14 protein-coding genes are annotated in these 15,562 nt (G+C 62.9%); 6 read left to right on the top strand and 8 right to left on the bottom strand.

The features are described 5' to 3' along the window. Positions 1-120: 120 nt before the first annotated feature. Positions 121-2,760: an aminopeptidase N gene (gene pepN / locus NKJ77_RS10440; protein ID WP_023832448.1), complete on the bottom strand. Its 2,640-nt coding sequence runs from the start codon at positions 2,758-2,760 to the stop codon at positions 121-123. Positions 2,761-3,181: 421 nt separating this feature from the next. Here pepN and NKJ77_RS10435 point away from each other — a divergent pair, with 421 nt between their 5' ends. Continuing rightward, entirely contained in the window at positions 3,182-4,084 is a 903-nt protein-coding gene (locus NKJ77_RS10435) for a DMT family transporter (RefSeq protein ID WP_245266205.1), read from the top strand. A gap of 19 nt (positions 4,085-4,103) precedes the next feature. On the opposite strand, the gene NKJ77_RS10430 is transcribed toward NKJ77_RS10435, so the two are convergent. The 3 genes from NKJ77_RS10430 to NKJ77_RS10420 all read right to left on the bottom strand — a co-directional run bounded on the left by NKJ77_RS10430 (position 4,104) and on the right by NKJ77_RS10420 (position 6,716). Then, the gene (locus NKJ77_RS10430) at positions 4,104-4,916 is read right to left on the bottom strand and encodes a helix-turn-helix domain-containing protein (RefSeq protein WP_352535125.1); all 813 of its coding nucleotides are present in this window, start codon (positions 4,914-4,916) and stop codon (positions 4,104-4,106) included. A gap of 224 nt (positions 4,917-5,140) precedes the next feature. Next, entirely contained in the window at positions 5,141-6,019 is an 879-nt protein-coding gene (locus NKJ77_RS10425; protein WP_352535123.1) for a uracil-DNA glycosylase, read from the bottom strand. Between the two features lie 142 nt (positions 6,020-6,161). Beyond that, entirely contained in the window at positions 6,162-6,716 is a 555-nt protein-coding gene (locus NKJ77_RS10420) for a hypothetical protein (RefSeq protein WP_023698594.1), read from the bottom strand. Between the two features lie 302 nt (positions 6,717-7,018). Between NKJ77_RS10420 and NKJ77_RS10415 the strand changes: the two genes are divergently transcribed. Next, positions 7,019-8,698, top strand: coding sequence for an electron transfer flavoprotein-ubiquinone oxidoreductase (locus NKJ77_RS10415; protein WP_352535121.1), 1,680 nt, complete (start codon positions 7,019-7,021; stop codon positions 8,696-8,698). Next, entirely contained in the window at positions 8,695-9,441 is a 747-nt protein-coding gene (locus NKJ77_RS10410) for a DUF922 domain-containing protein (RefSeq protein ID WP_348528043.1), read from the top strand. Before NKJ77_RS10415 ends, NKJ77_RS10410 begins: the two co-directional genes overlap by 4 nt. A gap of 25 nt (positions 9,442-9,466) precedes the next feature. Here the strand turns inward: NKJ77_RS10410 and NKJ77_RS10405 are convergent, their stop codons facing one another. The 3 genes from NKJ77_RS10405 to NKJ77_RS10395 form a co-directional block, all read right to left on the bottom strand. Further along, the gene (locus NKJ77_RS10405) at positions 9,467-10,480 is read right to left on the bottom strand and encodes an endonuclease/exonuclease/phosphatase family protein (protein WP_156932609.1); all 1,014 of its coding nucleotides are present in this window, start codon (positions 10,478-10,480) and stop codon (positions 9,467-9,469) included. 140 nt (positions 10,481-10,620) lie between these two features. Beyond that, positions 10,621-12,081: an AMP nucleosidase gene (locus NKJ77_RS10400; RefSeq protein WP_023731828.1), complete on the bottom strand. Its 1,461-nt coding sequence runs from the start codon at positions 12,079-12,081 to the stop codon at positions 10,621-10,623. A 277-nt stretch (positions 12,082-12,358) separates the two neighbouring features. Continuing rightward, on the bottom strand, positions 12,359-12,553 hold the full coding sequence (locus NKJ77_RS10395; protein WP_023670200.1) for a hypothetical protein: 195 nt from the start codon (positions 12,551-12,553) through the stop codon (positions 12,359-12,361). Positions 12,554-12,604: 51 nt separating this feature from the next. Here NKJ77_RS10395 and NKJ77_RS10390 point away from each other — a divergent pair, with 51 nt between their 5' ends. After that, positions 12,605-12,835: a hypothetical protein gene (locus tag NKJ77_RS10390; RefSeq protein ID WP_156935551.1), complete on the top strand. Its 231-nt coding sequence runs from the start codon at positions 12,605-12,607 to the stop codon at positions 12,833-12,835. Between the two features lie 136 nt (positions 12,836-12,971). On the opposite strand, the gene NKJ77_RS10385 is transcribed toward NKJ77_RS10390, so the two are convergent. Then, positions 12,972-13,313: a DUF2147 domain-containing protein gene (locus NKJ77_RS10385; protein ID WP_023687258.1), complete on the bottom strand. Its 342-nt coding sequence runs from the start codon at positions 13,311-13,313 to the stop codon at positions 12,972-12,974. A gap of 436 nt (positions 13,314-13,749) precedes the next feature. Between NKJ77_RS10385 and NKJ77_RS10380 the strand changes: the two genes are divergently transcribed. Both NKJ77_RS10380 and NKJ77_RS10375 read left to right on the top strand, forming a co-directional pair. Then, positions 13,750-14,016, top strand: a complete 267-nt coding sequence (locus NKJ77_RS10380) for an SEL1-like repeat protein (RefSeq protein ID WP_006199745.1) — start codon at positions 13,750-13,752, stop codon at positions 14,014-14,016. 386 nt (positions 14,017-14,402) lie between these two features. Next, positions 14,403-15,524 carry an ABC transporter substrate-binding protein gene (locus NKJ77_RS10375; protein ID WP_023832455.1) on the top strand — a complete coding sequence of 374 codons (1,122 nt, stop codon included), beginning with the start codon at positions 14,403-14,405 and terminating at the stop codon, positions 15,522-15,524. Positions 15,525-15,562: the final 38 nt, after the last annotated feature.

Raw genomic sequence — 15,562 nt, 5'->3', positions numbered from 1 at the left:
GGCGAAGCGCTCGACTCTCTCAATCACGGTCGAAGTTGGTCGAGGTCGCGCACTGCCGCAACGACCCCACCCGTCCATCCGCCTTCGGCGGCTGTCCACCGTCCCCTCAAGGGGGAGGGATCAGGCCAGCGTTCGCTCCACAATGTCCCGCAAATCCGCCGACAGGTTCTCGGCACCGGCGATGGCCAGCAGCGCTTCCCTGGCCTTGGCTTGCCTGCCCGGCTCCAGCGAGCGCCACGAGCGCAGCGCTGTCGCCAGCCTGGCCGCCACTTGCGGATTGCGTTTTTCAACCTCGAGTACGGTCTGGGTAAAAAACCGGTAGCCTTCGCCATCGGCGCGGTGGAAGCCGGTCTGGTTGGCGCTGGCGAATGTGCCGACCAGCGAGCGCACCCGGTTCGGATTGGCCATCGAGAAAGCTGCGTGACCAGTCAGCTCGCGTACCGTGTCGACTGTCCGGGGTCCCGGCACGCTGGCCTGGATCTGGAACCATTTGTCCATGACCAGCGGATCGGCGCCATAACGGGCCTCGAAATCGGCCAGCGCCTTGATCGCCTCCGGCGAACCGTCATGGCGGTGCGCAAGGACGGTCAGCGCTGCGGCGCGGTCGGTCATGTTCGTCGCGACCTCGAAATGCCGGGCGGCGAGCGCAGCCCCTTTCGGCAGCAGCGAGAGGTAGTCGAGCAGGATGTTGCGCAGCGCGCGGCGTCCCGCACTTGCCGCGTCGGGGCTGAACGGCCCGTCGTCGGCGAGGCGGCCGTATAGGTCGGTGAACGTTTGCTGATTGGCGCGCGCAATTGCCAGCGCCAGCGCCTCGCGGGCGGCGAAGATGGCGTCGGGGTCGATATTCCTGCCGATGTCGCGAGCAATGTCGGCCTCGCCCGGAAGCGAAAGCGCCAGTGCCCGGTAAGCGGGTTCCAGCGTCTCGTCGCCGGCGATCTTGCCGGCAAGTCCGGTCAGCCTGGCGGTGAAGGCCGGTTTTGCGCCGCCGAGGATCTGGCGGAAGGCCGCTATCAGCGCATCGGTCAAAAGCGTGTTGAACGCCTGCCAGCGCGCAAAGGCATCGCTGTCATGGCCGGCGAGGAAGAACTGGTCGTCGGCCTTCTGCTCGACCGAAAGCGTGATCGGCGCCGAAAAGCCGCGATTGAGCGACACCGCCGGCCGCTCGGCAACGCCTGAGAAGCGCACCATGTGACGGCGCTTGCGAATATGGATGACACCGTCCTCGACGGTGGCTCCCTCGACGCCATCATAGGCGACCGGCTCACCGCCCGCGCCGACCAGCCCGAAGGCGAGCGGAATGTGCATCAGGCGCTTGCGGCTCTCCGACGGTGTCGGCGGCACCGACTGCTCGATCTCGAGCGTAAACTCGCGCGTCGCCGGATTGTGCGTCGAACTGACGGTCAGGTTCGGCGTGCCCGCCTGGTGATACCAGAGCGCGAACTGAGACAGGTCGCGCCCGGAGACGTCCTCGAACACCTTCAGGAAGTCCTCGATCGTCGCGGCCTCGCCATCATGGCGCTCGAAATAGAGGTCCATGCCGGCGCGGAAAGCCTCGGCCCCGAGAATCGTGCGGATCATGCGCACGACTTCCGAGCCTTTTTCGTAGACCGTCGCCGTGTAGAAATTGTTTATCTCGCGGTAGCGGCGCGGCCGCACCGGATGCGCCAGCGGTCCCTGGTCCTCGGGGAACTGGTGCGCCCTCAGCGTGCGCACTTCGGCGATGCGCTTGACCGCGCGCGAGCGCTGGTCGGCTGAGAATTCATGGTCGCGAAAAACCGTCAGCCCTTCCTTAAGGCAGAGCTGGAACCAGTCGCGGCAGGTGATCCTGTTGCCGGTCCAGTTGTGGAAATACTCATGCGCGATGATCGCCTCGATATTGGCGAAATCGGCATCGGTGGCGGTTTCCCGGTCGGCCAGCACATACTTGTCGTTGAAGATATTGAGGCCCTTGTTCTCCATGGCCCCCATGTTGAAGTCGGAAACGGCGACGATGTTGAAGACGTCGAGGTCGTATTCGCGGCCGAACGCTTTCTCGTCCCATTGCATCGAGCGCTTGAGCGCGTCCATGGCGTAGCCGGCGAGCCCCTCCTTGCCTGGCTCGACATAGATGCCGAGTTCGACCTTGCGGCCGGACATGGTGACGAAACTGTCGGCGACCTGGCCAAGATTGCCGGCCACGAGCGCAAACAGATAGGACGGCTTGGGGAAGGGGTCGTCCCAGACTGCAAAGTGCCAGCCGTCGGCAAGCGCGCCGCTTTCGACCGGATTGCCGTTGGAAAGCAACAGCGGCGCTTCGTCCAGCCTCGCCTCGATACGCACGGTATAGACCGACAGGATGTCGGGGCGGTCGAGGAAATAGGTGATGCGGCGAAAGCCCTCGGCCTCGCATTGCGTGCAATAGACATTGCTGGAGCGGTAGAGGCCCATCAGCGCCTCATTGCTGGCCGGCGCGATCTCGGTCTCGAGCAGCAGCTGGAAACGGGCCGGCGGCCTCAAAATGGTCAGCTGGTCCGGCGTGGCGAGATACTCGGCCGGGGCAAGCTCGCGACCGTCGATGGCAATGCGCTTGAGCACCAGCCCGTCGCCGTCCAGCACCAGCGACGTCGAGGCGGCGGCGCCATCGCGGCGTTCGATCGTCAGCACTGCGGTGACACGCGTTGCGTCTGGCGAAAGGCGGAAGGTGAGGCCGGTTTGCGGGATGGAAAAGTCGTTGGGGCGGTAGTCTTCGAGCTTGAAGACCTGGCCGGTATCGGTTCGCATTCCCTTGGGTTTCCCTGTCGCTATCGGAGCCGCTGACGTGTCCTGGCCCATTAAATCTAAAGTTGCGCGCTCTTTACACGAAACGGTCACTCGACAAAACTGCGCCAATGCCTATTTCGGGGCGTTCCCCTTCCGCCATCATCGTGAGGCCTTGATGACCGTCGTCACATCGAAGTTCGGCATGGGCGCCCTGTGTACCGCGTTGTTCGACGCGCATCTCAGCGGAGATCCGGGAAGCAACAGAACAGTGAAAGCCGGGCCTGGAGACGAAGCGGGTGGGAAACTGTCCGATCATCCCGGCGCGCATCGGCCCAAAAATCGATGTCGATTTTTGGAAAGCACGATGCGCAGATTTAAAGTGTCAGAGCGTCCTTTGCGCGTCGAAGACGAGGCGCGGCGCTCTAATGTTCTCACCGGGATCATGCTCAAGGTCATGTCGATGGCAGTCTTTGTCGGCATGCAAACCTGCATCAAGGCCGCCGGCACTTTGCCGGCCGGCCAGATCGTCTTCTTCCGCTCCTTCTTCGCCATCTTCCCGATCATCGTCTTCCTGGCCTTCAAGAGAAAACTCGGTACGGCGTTCGCCACCAAACGCCCGCTGAACCACATTGCGCGCGGTGTCGTCGGCGTTTGCGCCATGGGGCTCGGCTTCTTCGCGCTGACCCGGCTGCCGCTGCCGGAAGCGATCACGCTGAACTATGCCCAGCCTTTGCTGGTGGTGGTGTTCTCTTCGCTGTTCCTCGGCGAAGCTATCCGCGTCTATCGCTGGAGCGCGGTTGCGGTCGGTCTGGTCGGCGTGCTGATCATCTCGTGGCCGGAGCTGACGCTGCTCACGTCGGGCGCCGCGCTCGGCGACCAGGAGGTGCTGGGCGTCATCGCTGCTCTTGTTTCTGCGGCAATCTCCGCCAATGCCATCCTGCTCGTGCGCAATCTTGTCCAGACTGAACGAACAGCGACCATCGTGTTGTGGTTCTCGGCGACGGCGAGTGTCATGGCGCTGCTTACGCTGCCCTTCGGCTGGCAGGCGCTGACACCGCCGCAGGCCGGTCTGCTGGTCGCAGCGGGGTTCTGTGGCGGGCTGGCGCAGATTTTGATGACGGCGGCGTACCGCCATGCCGAAGCTTCGGTGGTGGCGCCGTTCGAATACACCTCGATGATCCTCGGCGTCGTCGTCGGCTATTTCGCCTTTGGCGATATCGCCACCATCAACACGCTCGTCGGCGGTGTGATCGTCGTTGCCGCCGGCATCTTCATCATCTGGCGCGAGCGCCAACTCGGCCTGGAACGCACCCGAACGCGGAAGGCAGCGCCACCACAGGGGTGAGGAGGTCCGCGGGGTTGGCTCAGTTAGCTTCCGCACGTTCCTTCGCCAGCCGCACCAGCACCGCTCGCGTCTGCTCGTCGGCCGGGAAGAAAGACTCGATCGCCAGTTCCGACAGCGTCACGTCAAGCGGCGTGCCGAAGACGGTGATGGTGCTGATGAAGGACAGCACCTGGTCGCCATGCGCCAGCCGCAGCGGATGGACGATGCCGTTGGGCTCGACCGGCACCGGCCGCGCGCCCTTGAGCCCGGAGGGATAGGTTCGCAATTCGCGCTCCAGCTCGACCAGGACGGGATCGCCGGCGGCATCGTTCTGGTATTTAAGCCGCTCCAGCAGATGCGCTCGCCACTCCGCCAGATTAACGATACGCGGCGCAATGCCGTTCGGGTGCAGGCTGAGGCGCAGCACATTGACCGGCGGCTGGAGCAGCGACGGCTCGGCAACATCGGCCAGAAACGGGCCGATGGCGGCATTGGCGGAACTCAGGTTCCAGTGCCGGTCGACGGCGAGCGCGGGGAACGGTTCATGCCCCTTGAGCACGGTCTCGACCGCGGCAAGCGCCGGCGCCAGCGTCTTGTCTGTGAGTGGCCGCTCGCTGAAGCTCGGCGCAAAGCCGGCAGCCAGCAACAGCTGATTACGCTGCCGCAGCGGAATCTCAAGCTGCTCGGCCAGATGCAGCACCATCTCGCGCGAGGGCGCGGCGCGGCCGCTTTCGACGAAGGAGAGATGACGCTGGGAAATCTCAGCCTCCATTGCGAGATCAAGCTGGCTCATGCGCCGGCGCGTGCGCCATTCGCGGATCAGGCTGCCGGCGGAGGTTTGGACTGTTGTCATCGGGGATGAGTAGGCCGGGGAGAGGCGTATTTCAATTACCTGGGAGGTCATTGGCGCGGTTCTCCCTTCTCCCCCTGTGGGAGAAGGTGGCCGAGCGAAGCTCGGTCGGATGAGGGGTGTTCCAGGGAACGCCAACATCTCACTCCGCTGGAACACCCCTCATCCGTCTCGGCGCTGCGCGCCGATCCACCTTCCCCCACAAGGGTGGAAGGAAGAGGCGCGCTTCACCCCAGCTCCCGCAACTTCGCCTTCACCTCGAGAAAATCCCGCCACGCCAGTTTCTTGTGCGCCGGCGTCCGCAAGAGATAGGCCGGGTGCAGCGTCGGCATGGCCGGAATGGCGGTGCCCGACGCCGTCTTGTGCACCTGCCAATTGCCGCGCAGGCGCAGGATGCCCTCGGTCGTCTTGAGCAGGGTTTTGGCCGAAGGGCCGCCGAGATTGACCAGCACCTTCGGATTGACCAGCTCGATCTGCCGCTCGATGAAGGGGCGGCAGATTTCGGTCTCGTGCGGCGTCGGCGTGCGGTTGCCGGGCGGCCGCCAGGGAATGACGTTGGCGATATAGACCGAAGTCCGGTCAAGCCCGATCGCCGCCAGCATGCGGTCGAGCAGCCGGCCCGAGCGGCCGACGAAGGGCAGGCCCTCAATATCCTCGTCGCGGCCGGGCGCCTCGCCGACCAACATCACCGAACCTTCCGGATTGCCGTCGGCAAAGACCAGGTTCTTGGCGGTGAATTTGAGGTTGCAGCCATCGAACGACGCCATGTGCTGGCGCAGTTCGTCGAGCGTCGAGGCACTTGCCGCCATTTGCCGGGCCAGGGCCGCCTGTGCCTCGTCGGGCACCGTCGCCATGGCCGGAACGGAACGCGCCGGCGCGTCCGGCACCCGGCTTGCGTCCAGCCCGGGGCTGGCGGCGGCTTGTTCCGGAAACTTGTTTTCGCGAGGCGGCGCGGCAGGCGCCGTTGTGCGCTCGGGGCGCTTCGGTGCTGCCCCGGCAAACCGGTTCACCGGCGCGTCCTCCAACGCTTCGTCGACGCCGGCAGAGGCGTAGAAGGCGAGCAACTCGGCCAGGTCGGATCGGTTGTTGGGGGAGGCGGCAGTCATGCCGGGCACATTCGTCCGCCGAGAGACGATTTGCAAGGTTGGGCGGTTAGTAATCTCCCCCCTCGAGGAGGGAGATTACGCGCTCGTCGGCTTTCGCCAATCACGAAGGGCATTTCGTGGCGATTTTCACGGCGTCTGCCGCTTACCCCGTCGGTATCCGCGGATCCTGCACCAGATAGAACGTCCAGCGCGGCGTGTAGTCGGTGATCAGAAACTCGAAGCGTCCCCTCTTCAGCGGGTCGATCTGTCCACTCTTGAACAAGAGCCGGTCATAGGGTTCGAAATCGCGGTCGAAATCGGCGTACGCGCTCGACAGGATGTTGTCGGGCGTCTTGTTGCGCTGGTCGAAGGACAGGCCGTCGCCGAACACGCTCGGCTGGTTGAGTATCTCCTGCAGCTCGAACTGGAATTCGACCCAGGCCTGGCCGCTGTTGTTGAGAACCTCGATACGCATGTACAGGATGCCGTTGGCGAATTCGCCGTTGGTGCTGAACGGCTGGATCGGTTTGGTGGTGCGGATGGTGAGCGTCACCGGCGTTGACGAATTCAGCTCCTCGGAGATGACCAACGGATCTTCCTTGGTGCCGGTGCCCGAGGCGCCGGTGATGTGGAAACCGCCAAGCTCGTCGGAAAAGGAATAGGCGCCGGTCGCCCACACCTTCACCGGCTCGGCCTGAGCGCGAACCGGCGTAAGCATTGAAAGGGCGAGAAGGATCGCTCGGCAGGTCCGGCCGGGCGGAAGGGGGAAGCGCGTCAATGAATAGCCGGACGGCGTGCGCATGGAAATAAGTATGGCCGATAAGAGAGCCGTCGAACAATTAAAATATGGGACGCTGAGCGCGGCCGCGCGCAAAACGCTTGCGGCAGAGTTGTCATCCGCGACTTTTTGTCGAAATCGGCATTGTCACGTCAGCGCCGGTTTCCTGTCGCGGATTGATGCGCTATGCAGCGCAGGAGCCAGCAAAATGCCGGAAACGGTTGGCCAGAGCGGAGGGGTTGATGAGCGAGATCGAACGCGAGAGCATGGAATTCGACGTGGTCATCGTCGGGGCCGGCCCGGCGGGCCTTGCCGCAGCGATCCGTCTCAAGCAGGTCAATCCCGAGCTTTCCGTCGTGGTGTTGGAAAAGGGCGGCGAGGTTGGTGCCCACGTTCTGTCAGGCGCCGTCGTCGATCCCATAGGCGTCGACCGCCTGTTGCCGGGCTGGCGCGAGGAAGATGGCCACCCCTTCAAGACGCCGGTTACGGCCGACGATTTCCTGGTGCTCGGCCCCGCCGGCTCGTTCCGTCTGCCCAATATACTGATGCCGCCGCTGATGAACAATCACGGCAACTACATCGTCTCGCTCGGCAATGTCTGCCGCTGGCTGGCAACCAAGGCTGAAGCGCTAGGCGTCGAAATCTATCCGGGCTTTGCTGCCGCCAGCCTCGTCTACAACGATGCCGGCGCGGTCACGGGCGTCGTCACCGGCGACATGGGCGTCGAAAAAGACGGCACACATGGCCCGGGCTTTGCGCCGGGCATGGCGCTGATGGGCAAATACGTGCTGATCGGCGAGGGCGCGCGCGGTTCGCTGTCCAAGCAGCTGATCGCAAAATACAAACTGTCCGACGGCCGTGAGCCCGGCAAGTACGGCATCGGCCTCAAGGAGCTGTGGCAGGTCAAGCCCGAGAACCACCGGCCGGGCCTGGTGCAGCACTCCTTCGGCTGGCCGCTCGACCTGAAGACAGGCGGCGGCTCCTTCCTCTACCACCTCGAGGACAACCAGGTCGCGGTCGGCTTCGTCCTGCATCTCAACTACAAGAACCCCTGGCTGTCGCCCTTCGAGGAATTCCAACGGTTCAAGACGCATCCGGCGATATCGCGCACCTTCGAGGGCGCCAAGCGCATCGGCTATGGCGCGCGCGCCATTACCGAAGGCGGCTGGCAGTCGGTGCCGAAACTCTCCTTCCCCGGCGGCGTGCTGATGGGGTGTGCGGCGGGCTTCGTCAACGTGCCGCGCATTAAGGGTTCGCACAATGCGGTGCTGTCCGGCATGCTGGCGGCCGAGCATGTCGCGCAAGCGATCGGCGCCGGCCGTGCCAATGACGAGCTGTCTTCTTATGAGGACGCCTGGCGCGCGACCGATATCGGCAAGGATTTGAAGAAGGTCCGCAACGTCAAGCCGCTCTGGTCGCGCTTCGGCACCATTATCGGCGTCGGCCTCGGCGGTCTCGACATGTGGCTGAACACGCTGTTCGGCTTCTCGCCCTTCGGCACGCTGAAACATGGCAAGGCCGATTATGCCACGCTTGAGCCTGCGGCCAAGCACAAGAAGATCGCCTATCCCAAAGCGGACGGCGTGCTGACCTTCGACCGCCTGTCCTCGGTGTTCCTGTCCAACACCAATCACGAGGAAAACGAGCCGGTGCATCTCATCGTCGGCGACATGGAGTTGCAGAAGCGTTCCGAGCATGATGTCTTTGCCGGGCCTTCGACCCGCTATTGCCCGGCCGGTGTTTACGAATGGGTCGACAAGGACGGCAACGCCGCCGCCGATCCGTCTGACAAGGATGTGCGTTTCGTCATCAACGCGCAGAACTGCGTGCACTGCAAGACCTGCGACATCAAGGATCCCAACCAGAACATCAACTGGGTGCCGCCACAAGGCGGCGAAGGCCCGGTCTATCAGGGCATGTGAGCCTCACCGACCGGGGCCGTCTCAACCAGCAAAAATGGCGGCGATGGCCGGGTTTACCAAGGCATGTAAGGCGCTCGGCGCCAAAGATTGTTGAAACCGTCGTCTGCTTGTGGTCTCATTGCCGCGTCCATGGGGAAAATGGCATGCGCGTGTTGGTCTTGTTTTGCGTCGCCGTCGTAAGCGCGGCCTGCGGCGTCGTCGGGACGGCGTCGGCGGGGGTGAAAACCGTCGTCAAGACGCGAACCTATGACATCACCGGCACGACAGGTGCCGGTCTGGTTATCGCCATGAACCGCAGGGGCCCCAAGCACGGTTTCATGACCCACGCCATCGCGCAGACAAGCTACACCGCCGACTGGAGCCTGGACGTGGGTCAGGTCAACGGCGTCTGCCGCCTGCGCCAGGCCAATGGAACGCTCAACATCGCCTACACCTACCCGCGCGTCGCCTCGGCCATCACGCCGGCGCTGCGCAAACGCTGGAACCGGTTTTTCACAGGCGTTCTCGCTCATGAAGGAACCCATGGCCGTATCGCCGGGCAGATGATGCAGGCTGCCGAGCGGTCGGTTCGCGGCCTGAAATTTGCCAACGATCCGCAATGCAACAAAACGCGCGTCGAAGCCACGCGGCGCTTGCAAGCCACTTCCAAGCTCTATGAGGCAAAACAGATCGCGTTCGACGCGCGCGAGCACAGTGAAGGCGGCCATGTCGAGCGCATCATCGAGGCCTTGGTAGGCTTGTGAAACCGTAAGCCCCGTGGCGTACGATCTAGCCGCCCATGCTGGGCTGGATCAGCGACACAGTCGCGGTAGAATCCTCGTCGACCGGCTTGGTCTCGTCGCGCATCAATGAAAATTCCACCATCACCGGCAGATGATCGGAGCCGGTCTCTTCCATCTGCGTCGACGACAGGATGGTCACCCCGCCCTTCGAAAACACCTGGTCGATCGGCAGGCCCGCATAGCGCCGCAGGAAATCGGGCAGGGTCCGGTGGATCCAGGTCGGTCCGGCCGACGGCATCACGGTCAGTCCGCCGAGCGAGGCAACGCGCCGTACCGCGGCGCTCCACGGCACGGCGTTGCAGTCGCCGGCCATGATCGCCGTCTCGCCGAGCGAGGTGAGCGTCTCGGTCAACTCGCCGATCTGCCAGTATTGTTCCTTCGGCCACGGCCAGCTCAAATGGATCGCCGCGACATCGACCGGAGTGCCGCCGAAATCGATGGTGGCGGCCGCCATCGCGCCGCGCGGTTCGCAATGCGGCTCGGTGCCGGCCGCAAAAGGTCGCCGGGACAAAAGCGCCACGCCCCACACGCCGTCGGGATGGGCGCACAGGATGCGATAGGGATAGGCGTTCTGGATATAGCCGAGTTCGGTCGCCCACATGGCCGATACTTCGTCGAGCGTGATCACGTCTGGGTTGGTCCTGGCGATCAGCGAAAGAACCTTCTTGGGTGTCGGATTGTTGAAACGCAGGTTCATCTGCAGCAGCCGGTAGACCGGTTCGTTGCCGGGCGCGGCGTCATTGGCGGCCTGCACCGGCCACAGGCGCGGCAAGGCGCTCAACGTGCTGGCGAAGGCGGCCACGGCCAGCAGCAGGCCCACGCCCGCCTGCAGGCGAAACGAGGTGGCGAGCAGCGGCAGCGCAATCAGCCCCATCAGCACGGCAAAATGGATGCGGAAATGGGCGAAGGAATCGAAGGCCGGATGCAGTGCGCCAAAGAACCCGGCTACAAGCGCGGCCGAGAGGCCGAGCATTGCCAGGAACGCCATTGAAGCCATCATCTTTCGCACGCGTGCCATCAGACCGGGTTTTGCCCATAGACCGGGTAATACATTGCCGAGGTATCAGGCCTTTATCGGCTGAAATGCGGCCCAATCAAGATGACGAAACGCCTCGCGGCAAACATTTACGGCAAGCCGGTCTACTGAAAGGCCGTCTCCGAAAAGCTTCTCAGCTTGCGCGAATGCAACCGTTCCATCGGCATTTCCGCCAGCTTCTCCATCGCCTTGATGCCGATGGTCAGATGCTGCGCCACTTGCCGCTTGTAGAATTCGGTCGCCATGCCGGGCAGCTTCAACTCGCCATGCAGCGGCTTGTCGGAGACGCAAAGCAGCGTGCCGTAGGGCACGCGGAAGCGGAAGCCATTGGCGGCGATCGTGGCCGATTCCATATCGAGCGCGATGGCGCGCGACTGCGACAGCCGCTGCACCGGTCCGCGCTGGTCGCGCAGTTCCCAGTTGCGGTTGTCGATGGTGGCGACGGTGCCGGTGCGCATGATGCGCTTGAGATCATAGCCGGAAAGTCCGGTGACTTCGGCGACCGCCTCCTGCAGCGCCACCTGGATCTCGGCCAGCGGCGGTATCGGCACCCACACCGGCAGGTCATCGTCCAGCACATGGTCTTCCCGGACATAGGCATGCGCCAGCACATAGTCGCCCAGCGCCTGAGTGTTGCGCAGGCCGGCGCAATGGCCGAGCATCAGCCATGCATGTGGCCGCAGCACCGCGACATGGTCGGTGATCGTCTTGGCGTTGGACGGGCCGACGCCGATGTTGACCATGGTGATGCCGCCATGGTTCGGCTTCTTCAGATGATAGGCTGGCATCTGAGGCAGGCGCGGCGCCGCCACGCCTTCGCTGGGCGCGTTTTGCCCTGCCTTGGTGATGACATTGCCCGGTTCGACGAATTCGGTATAGCCGTGGCCGCCTTCAGCCATCTGGGCCCGCGCTCGGGCGACGAACTCGTCGATGTAGAACTGGTAGTTGGTGAACAGCACGAAGTTCTGGAAATGCTGCGGGCTGGTCGCCGTGTAGTGCGTCATGCGGTGCAGCGAATAGTCGATGCGCTGCGCCGTGAACGGCGCCAGCGGCCTTGGTTCGCCGAACGCGACCTCGAAGGTACCGTTGGCGATCTGGTCGTCGGTGCCGTCGAGATCCGGCACGTCGAACAGGTCGCGGATCGGCCGTTTGATGCGGTCGGCGGCGGCGCCATCGACATGGGTTCCTTCAAGGAACGCGAAATGCAGCGGGATCGGCGTGGTCGATTCCGAAACCGTTACCGGCACGCCGTGATTGCGCATGATCAGGCGAAGCTGCTCTACGAGATAGCGTTCGAACAGCACCGGCTGGGTGATGGTGGTCGAGAAATGCCCGGGGGTCGGCATGTGGCCGTAGGCCTGGCGCGAGTCGATCTGGGTGAACGAATTGGTGGTGACGCCGATCTCCGGGTAGAAGGCGCGGTAGCGCTTGCTTTCGTCGCCGCCGGCGGCAAGCGTGGCAAAGGAGTCGCGCAGAAACTTGGTGTTGCGGTCGTAGAGCACCTGCAAGGCGGCCACGGCCTTTTTGGCGTCGTCGAAGCTCTGCTTGCCGAAAGGCTCCGGCATGACGACCGATTCGATAGCTTGTGGGTAGATTCGCTTTTCCATGGCTCAATATAGAGACTTGAGGCCGCACTTGGGAGGGGAGGGTGGCCGCCAAGTGGTCGATTTATTCGTCCACGCCCAAGGTGTGCTGAGATTCAGGTAAGGCTGAGCCGGAGTCGAGGACGGGCGCGAAGCGACCAAACTGGTTGGCTTCGAGAACCGGAGCGGAGCGTACTCGAAGCATGTGAGCACCAAGGCCGCCACTTGCAGGCCGGCATCACCTTAATACCGGCACACCTTACCCGCGCTGCAGACTGACCAGCAAGACAAAGCCGACGCCATGCTTCTTCGTCGCCGGCGCGTCGATCGTCGTGTCGGCATTGGCCCGCATCATTGGCATGGCCAGGACCGGCGCCGACAGCACGACCAGGACGAGCGCCGCCCGCGGCAGGAGCCGAAGGGTCTGGAGGGCGTTGATGGCGATGCGGTTCATGGCTTTTGCTTTTCTGTTTGGATCTATGTCTTTGTCGTCTCAGGGGCGAAAATGGTTCATGCAATCGAATTGGCAGGAACTGGCTGCATCCCAGGAACGGGCCGGGCGGCCGGCTTCGGCCACGAGGATGGCGAAGAGCATCCCGAACAGGCTCATCAACAGGCAGACGATGGTGAAGCGGCGAGCGAGCATTTGCGTAGTGTCTCCTTGAACACGCCATCAAAATGCCCTGATGCGACTGAACCGGCGCTGATGCCGACGTTCATCTGCGGTTCAAAGTGATTGACGAGGTCTTAGAGAGAGCGTCGGTTCGGGTTTGCGCCGCCGCAAACGGCACGGTCGTCGCTATGGCGCGGACCGTCCTGCAAAAGAAAACGGGGCCTGTGAAGGCCCCGTTGGTCAACTCAAAGCAGCAAGATCAGAGCTTGTGCCAGGTCTGGCTCTTGCAGATCAGCCCGCCGAGCACGCAGCCGCTCATTTTGAGCGAGGTGCCCGACAGTGTTGCCTTGCCCGAATAGGTCTTGTCGTTTGCCGGATCGGTGATGTTGCCGGCATATTTGTTGGCCCCGGCCGCCTTGAGCGAACCGATGGTCTTCCCGGCATATTTGCCGGTCTTCAGGGTGATGGAGAATGAACCGCTGCCGCCGATAACTGCTGTGTCGCCGGCTTGTGTCTTCCAATTGCCTTCGATCGGATCGGCCCAAGCCGCACCAGCCATCATCACGGCGGCCGCCAGGGCCAAGCTCACTTTGCGAAACATATCTGTCCTCCCTGGTTTAGATGGGGCAGCCGCCTCTCTGCCCCTTACGCAAACGTAAGCTAATCCAGCTCCCGGCAAAACAAAAGCGTGCCGCGACGGAAGGTTTCGCAATTTTCATGCGGGGTCGGGAGAGTGCAGCCCGTGGAAATAAACGATCGAGGCGTTGGCTTTGGTTCGCGTGGTTAGCAGAGTGTTGATCGGCGCCTTGCAAATTTTCGTCAAATCGGTCGAGAAACGGCGGGATTGCTGACTTTGTATCCTTAACGAATTTCCGCGTTTACCTCTTGTTTTAGCTTTGTTTTCTCCAAATTAAGCACGCCATTTAACGACGGATTCAAGGCTCGGCCTCATTCTCGGAAGCATCGAAAGAGCGGCTCCCCAGGGAACACCGGGGGACAGAAGAGGCCCGCTCTCGGGAGCCAGACAGGGGACTAAAATGGCACGTTTTGAAATGCTTGAAGCCGGCTTCGGCGCCATGGGGGCAACTGCCCAGGCCGACATTCTTTTCGAACTGGGCATGATGTATGCGACCGGCCGCGATTGCGAGACCGATGTCGTTGCCGCCCACAAATGGTTCAACATCGCCGCCATCAAGGGCTCGGTCCGCGCCGCGGAACTGCGCTCGGAACTGTCGGCCGCAATGTCCAAGGTCGAGATCGCCAAGGCGCTGCGCGAAGCCCGCGAATGGATGACGATGCACTGAGATCGCGAGCAGATTATCGCAGGCAGATTATCGAAAACAGGGAAGCCCCGGGATCAAGACCGCAAAGACGGTCGGAACCGGTGAAACGACAAGGCCGCGACAAGACGGCCGACCATGAAAGAACAAGAACGCGGCAGGCCGGCACGGTCCAGTCGTGCACAATGGGGACGGCGGGCAGGTTTTCGTGGCGCGGGGGCGCATGGGGACTGCTACGAGCAAAAAGCCACGACCGGCCGGAACAGGCTGGCGTGGCTTTTTGCGTTGATGAGGCCCAATCGAGCGGCGCCGATGCGCCTAGACAGGCCCAATGAAGGATGAAATTGTCCCGCCTTCGGAAAGAAGCGCGGCCAGAGCGGCTGCGCGAGTGTGGGAGGAGTTCTATCACCATGAAAAAAACGGGTATTTTGAGCGCGGCCGTATTTGGCCTGATGATGAGCGCGCCGGTTGCCTTTGCCGATGACATCACCATTTCGGTGGTCGGCCCGATGACCGGACAGCTCGCCACGATCGGCGATCAGTTCAAGCAGGGCGCAACGGCAGCCGCCGATGCGATCAACGCCGCCGGCGGTGTCAACGGCTCCATGATCAAGCTCGACATCGAGGACGACCAGTGCGATCCCAAGCAGGCGGTTTCTGTGGCCAACCGGATCGTTGCCAACAGCGTCAAGTTTATTGACGGCCATGCCTGTTCAGGTTCGAGCATCCCGGCTTCCGCCGTCTACGCCGAGGCCGGCGCGCTGATGATGAGCCCGGCCTCTTCAAATCCCGAGCTGACCGATGCCGCCGCCAAGGCCGGCTGGCCGACGATCATGCGTCTCTATACGCGTGACGACGCGCAGGGCGCCTTCATTGGCCCCTGGATCGCCAAGAAATATGCCGGCAAGAATGTCGTTATCCTGCATGACAAGAGCGCCTACGGTCAGGGCGTTGCCGATGCCGTGAAGGCGACGATGAATGCCGGTGGCCTCAAGGAGATCGACTATGAAGGCATCAATGCCGGCGAGAAGGATTATTCGGCTCTCGTCACCAAGCTGAAGGACCTCAAGGCCGACGTTGTCTATTTCGGCGGCTATCACCCGGAAGCCGGGCTTATCCTGCGTCAGTCGGCCGAGCAGAGCGTCAAGTTCCAGCTGATCATGCCGGACTCGATCGCCTCGCCGGAATTCTGGCAGGTCGCCGGCCCCGCCGGTGAAGGCACCCTGTTCGTCTTCCCGTCGGACCCGCAGGCCAAGCCGGAAGCCAAGGAGGCCATCGCCAAGATCAAGGCGGGCGGCTTCGTGCCGGAAGGCTTTACGCTGTTCTCCTACGCCGTCGTTCAGGCGTTTGCAGAGGGCGTCAAGCGCGCCGGAACGGACGATCCGGTCAAGGTAGCCGAAGCGCTGAAGAACGGCACGCCTTTCAGCACCGTGGTCGGCGACGTGACCTTTGATGAGAAGGGCGATCTGAAGAACGCCAGCTACGACATCAACCAGTGGCATGACGGCAAATACGCGCCAATCCCGCAGTAATCGTCCGCGTACTCAAGGAAATGGCCGGGCTTGTCCCG

It is taken from the genome of Mesorhizobium sp. M0052 (assembly GCF_040323255.1).
Classification (GTDB): domain Bacteria; phylum Pseudomonadota; class Alphaproteobacteria; order Rhizobiales; family Rhizobiaceae; genus Mesorhizobium.
This window is presented reverse-complemented; position numbering and strand designations above follow the sequence as displayed.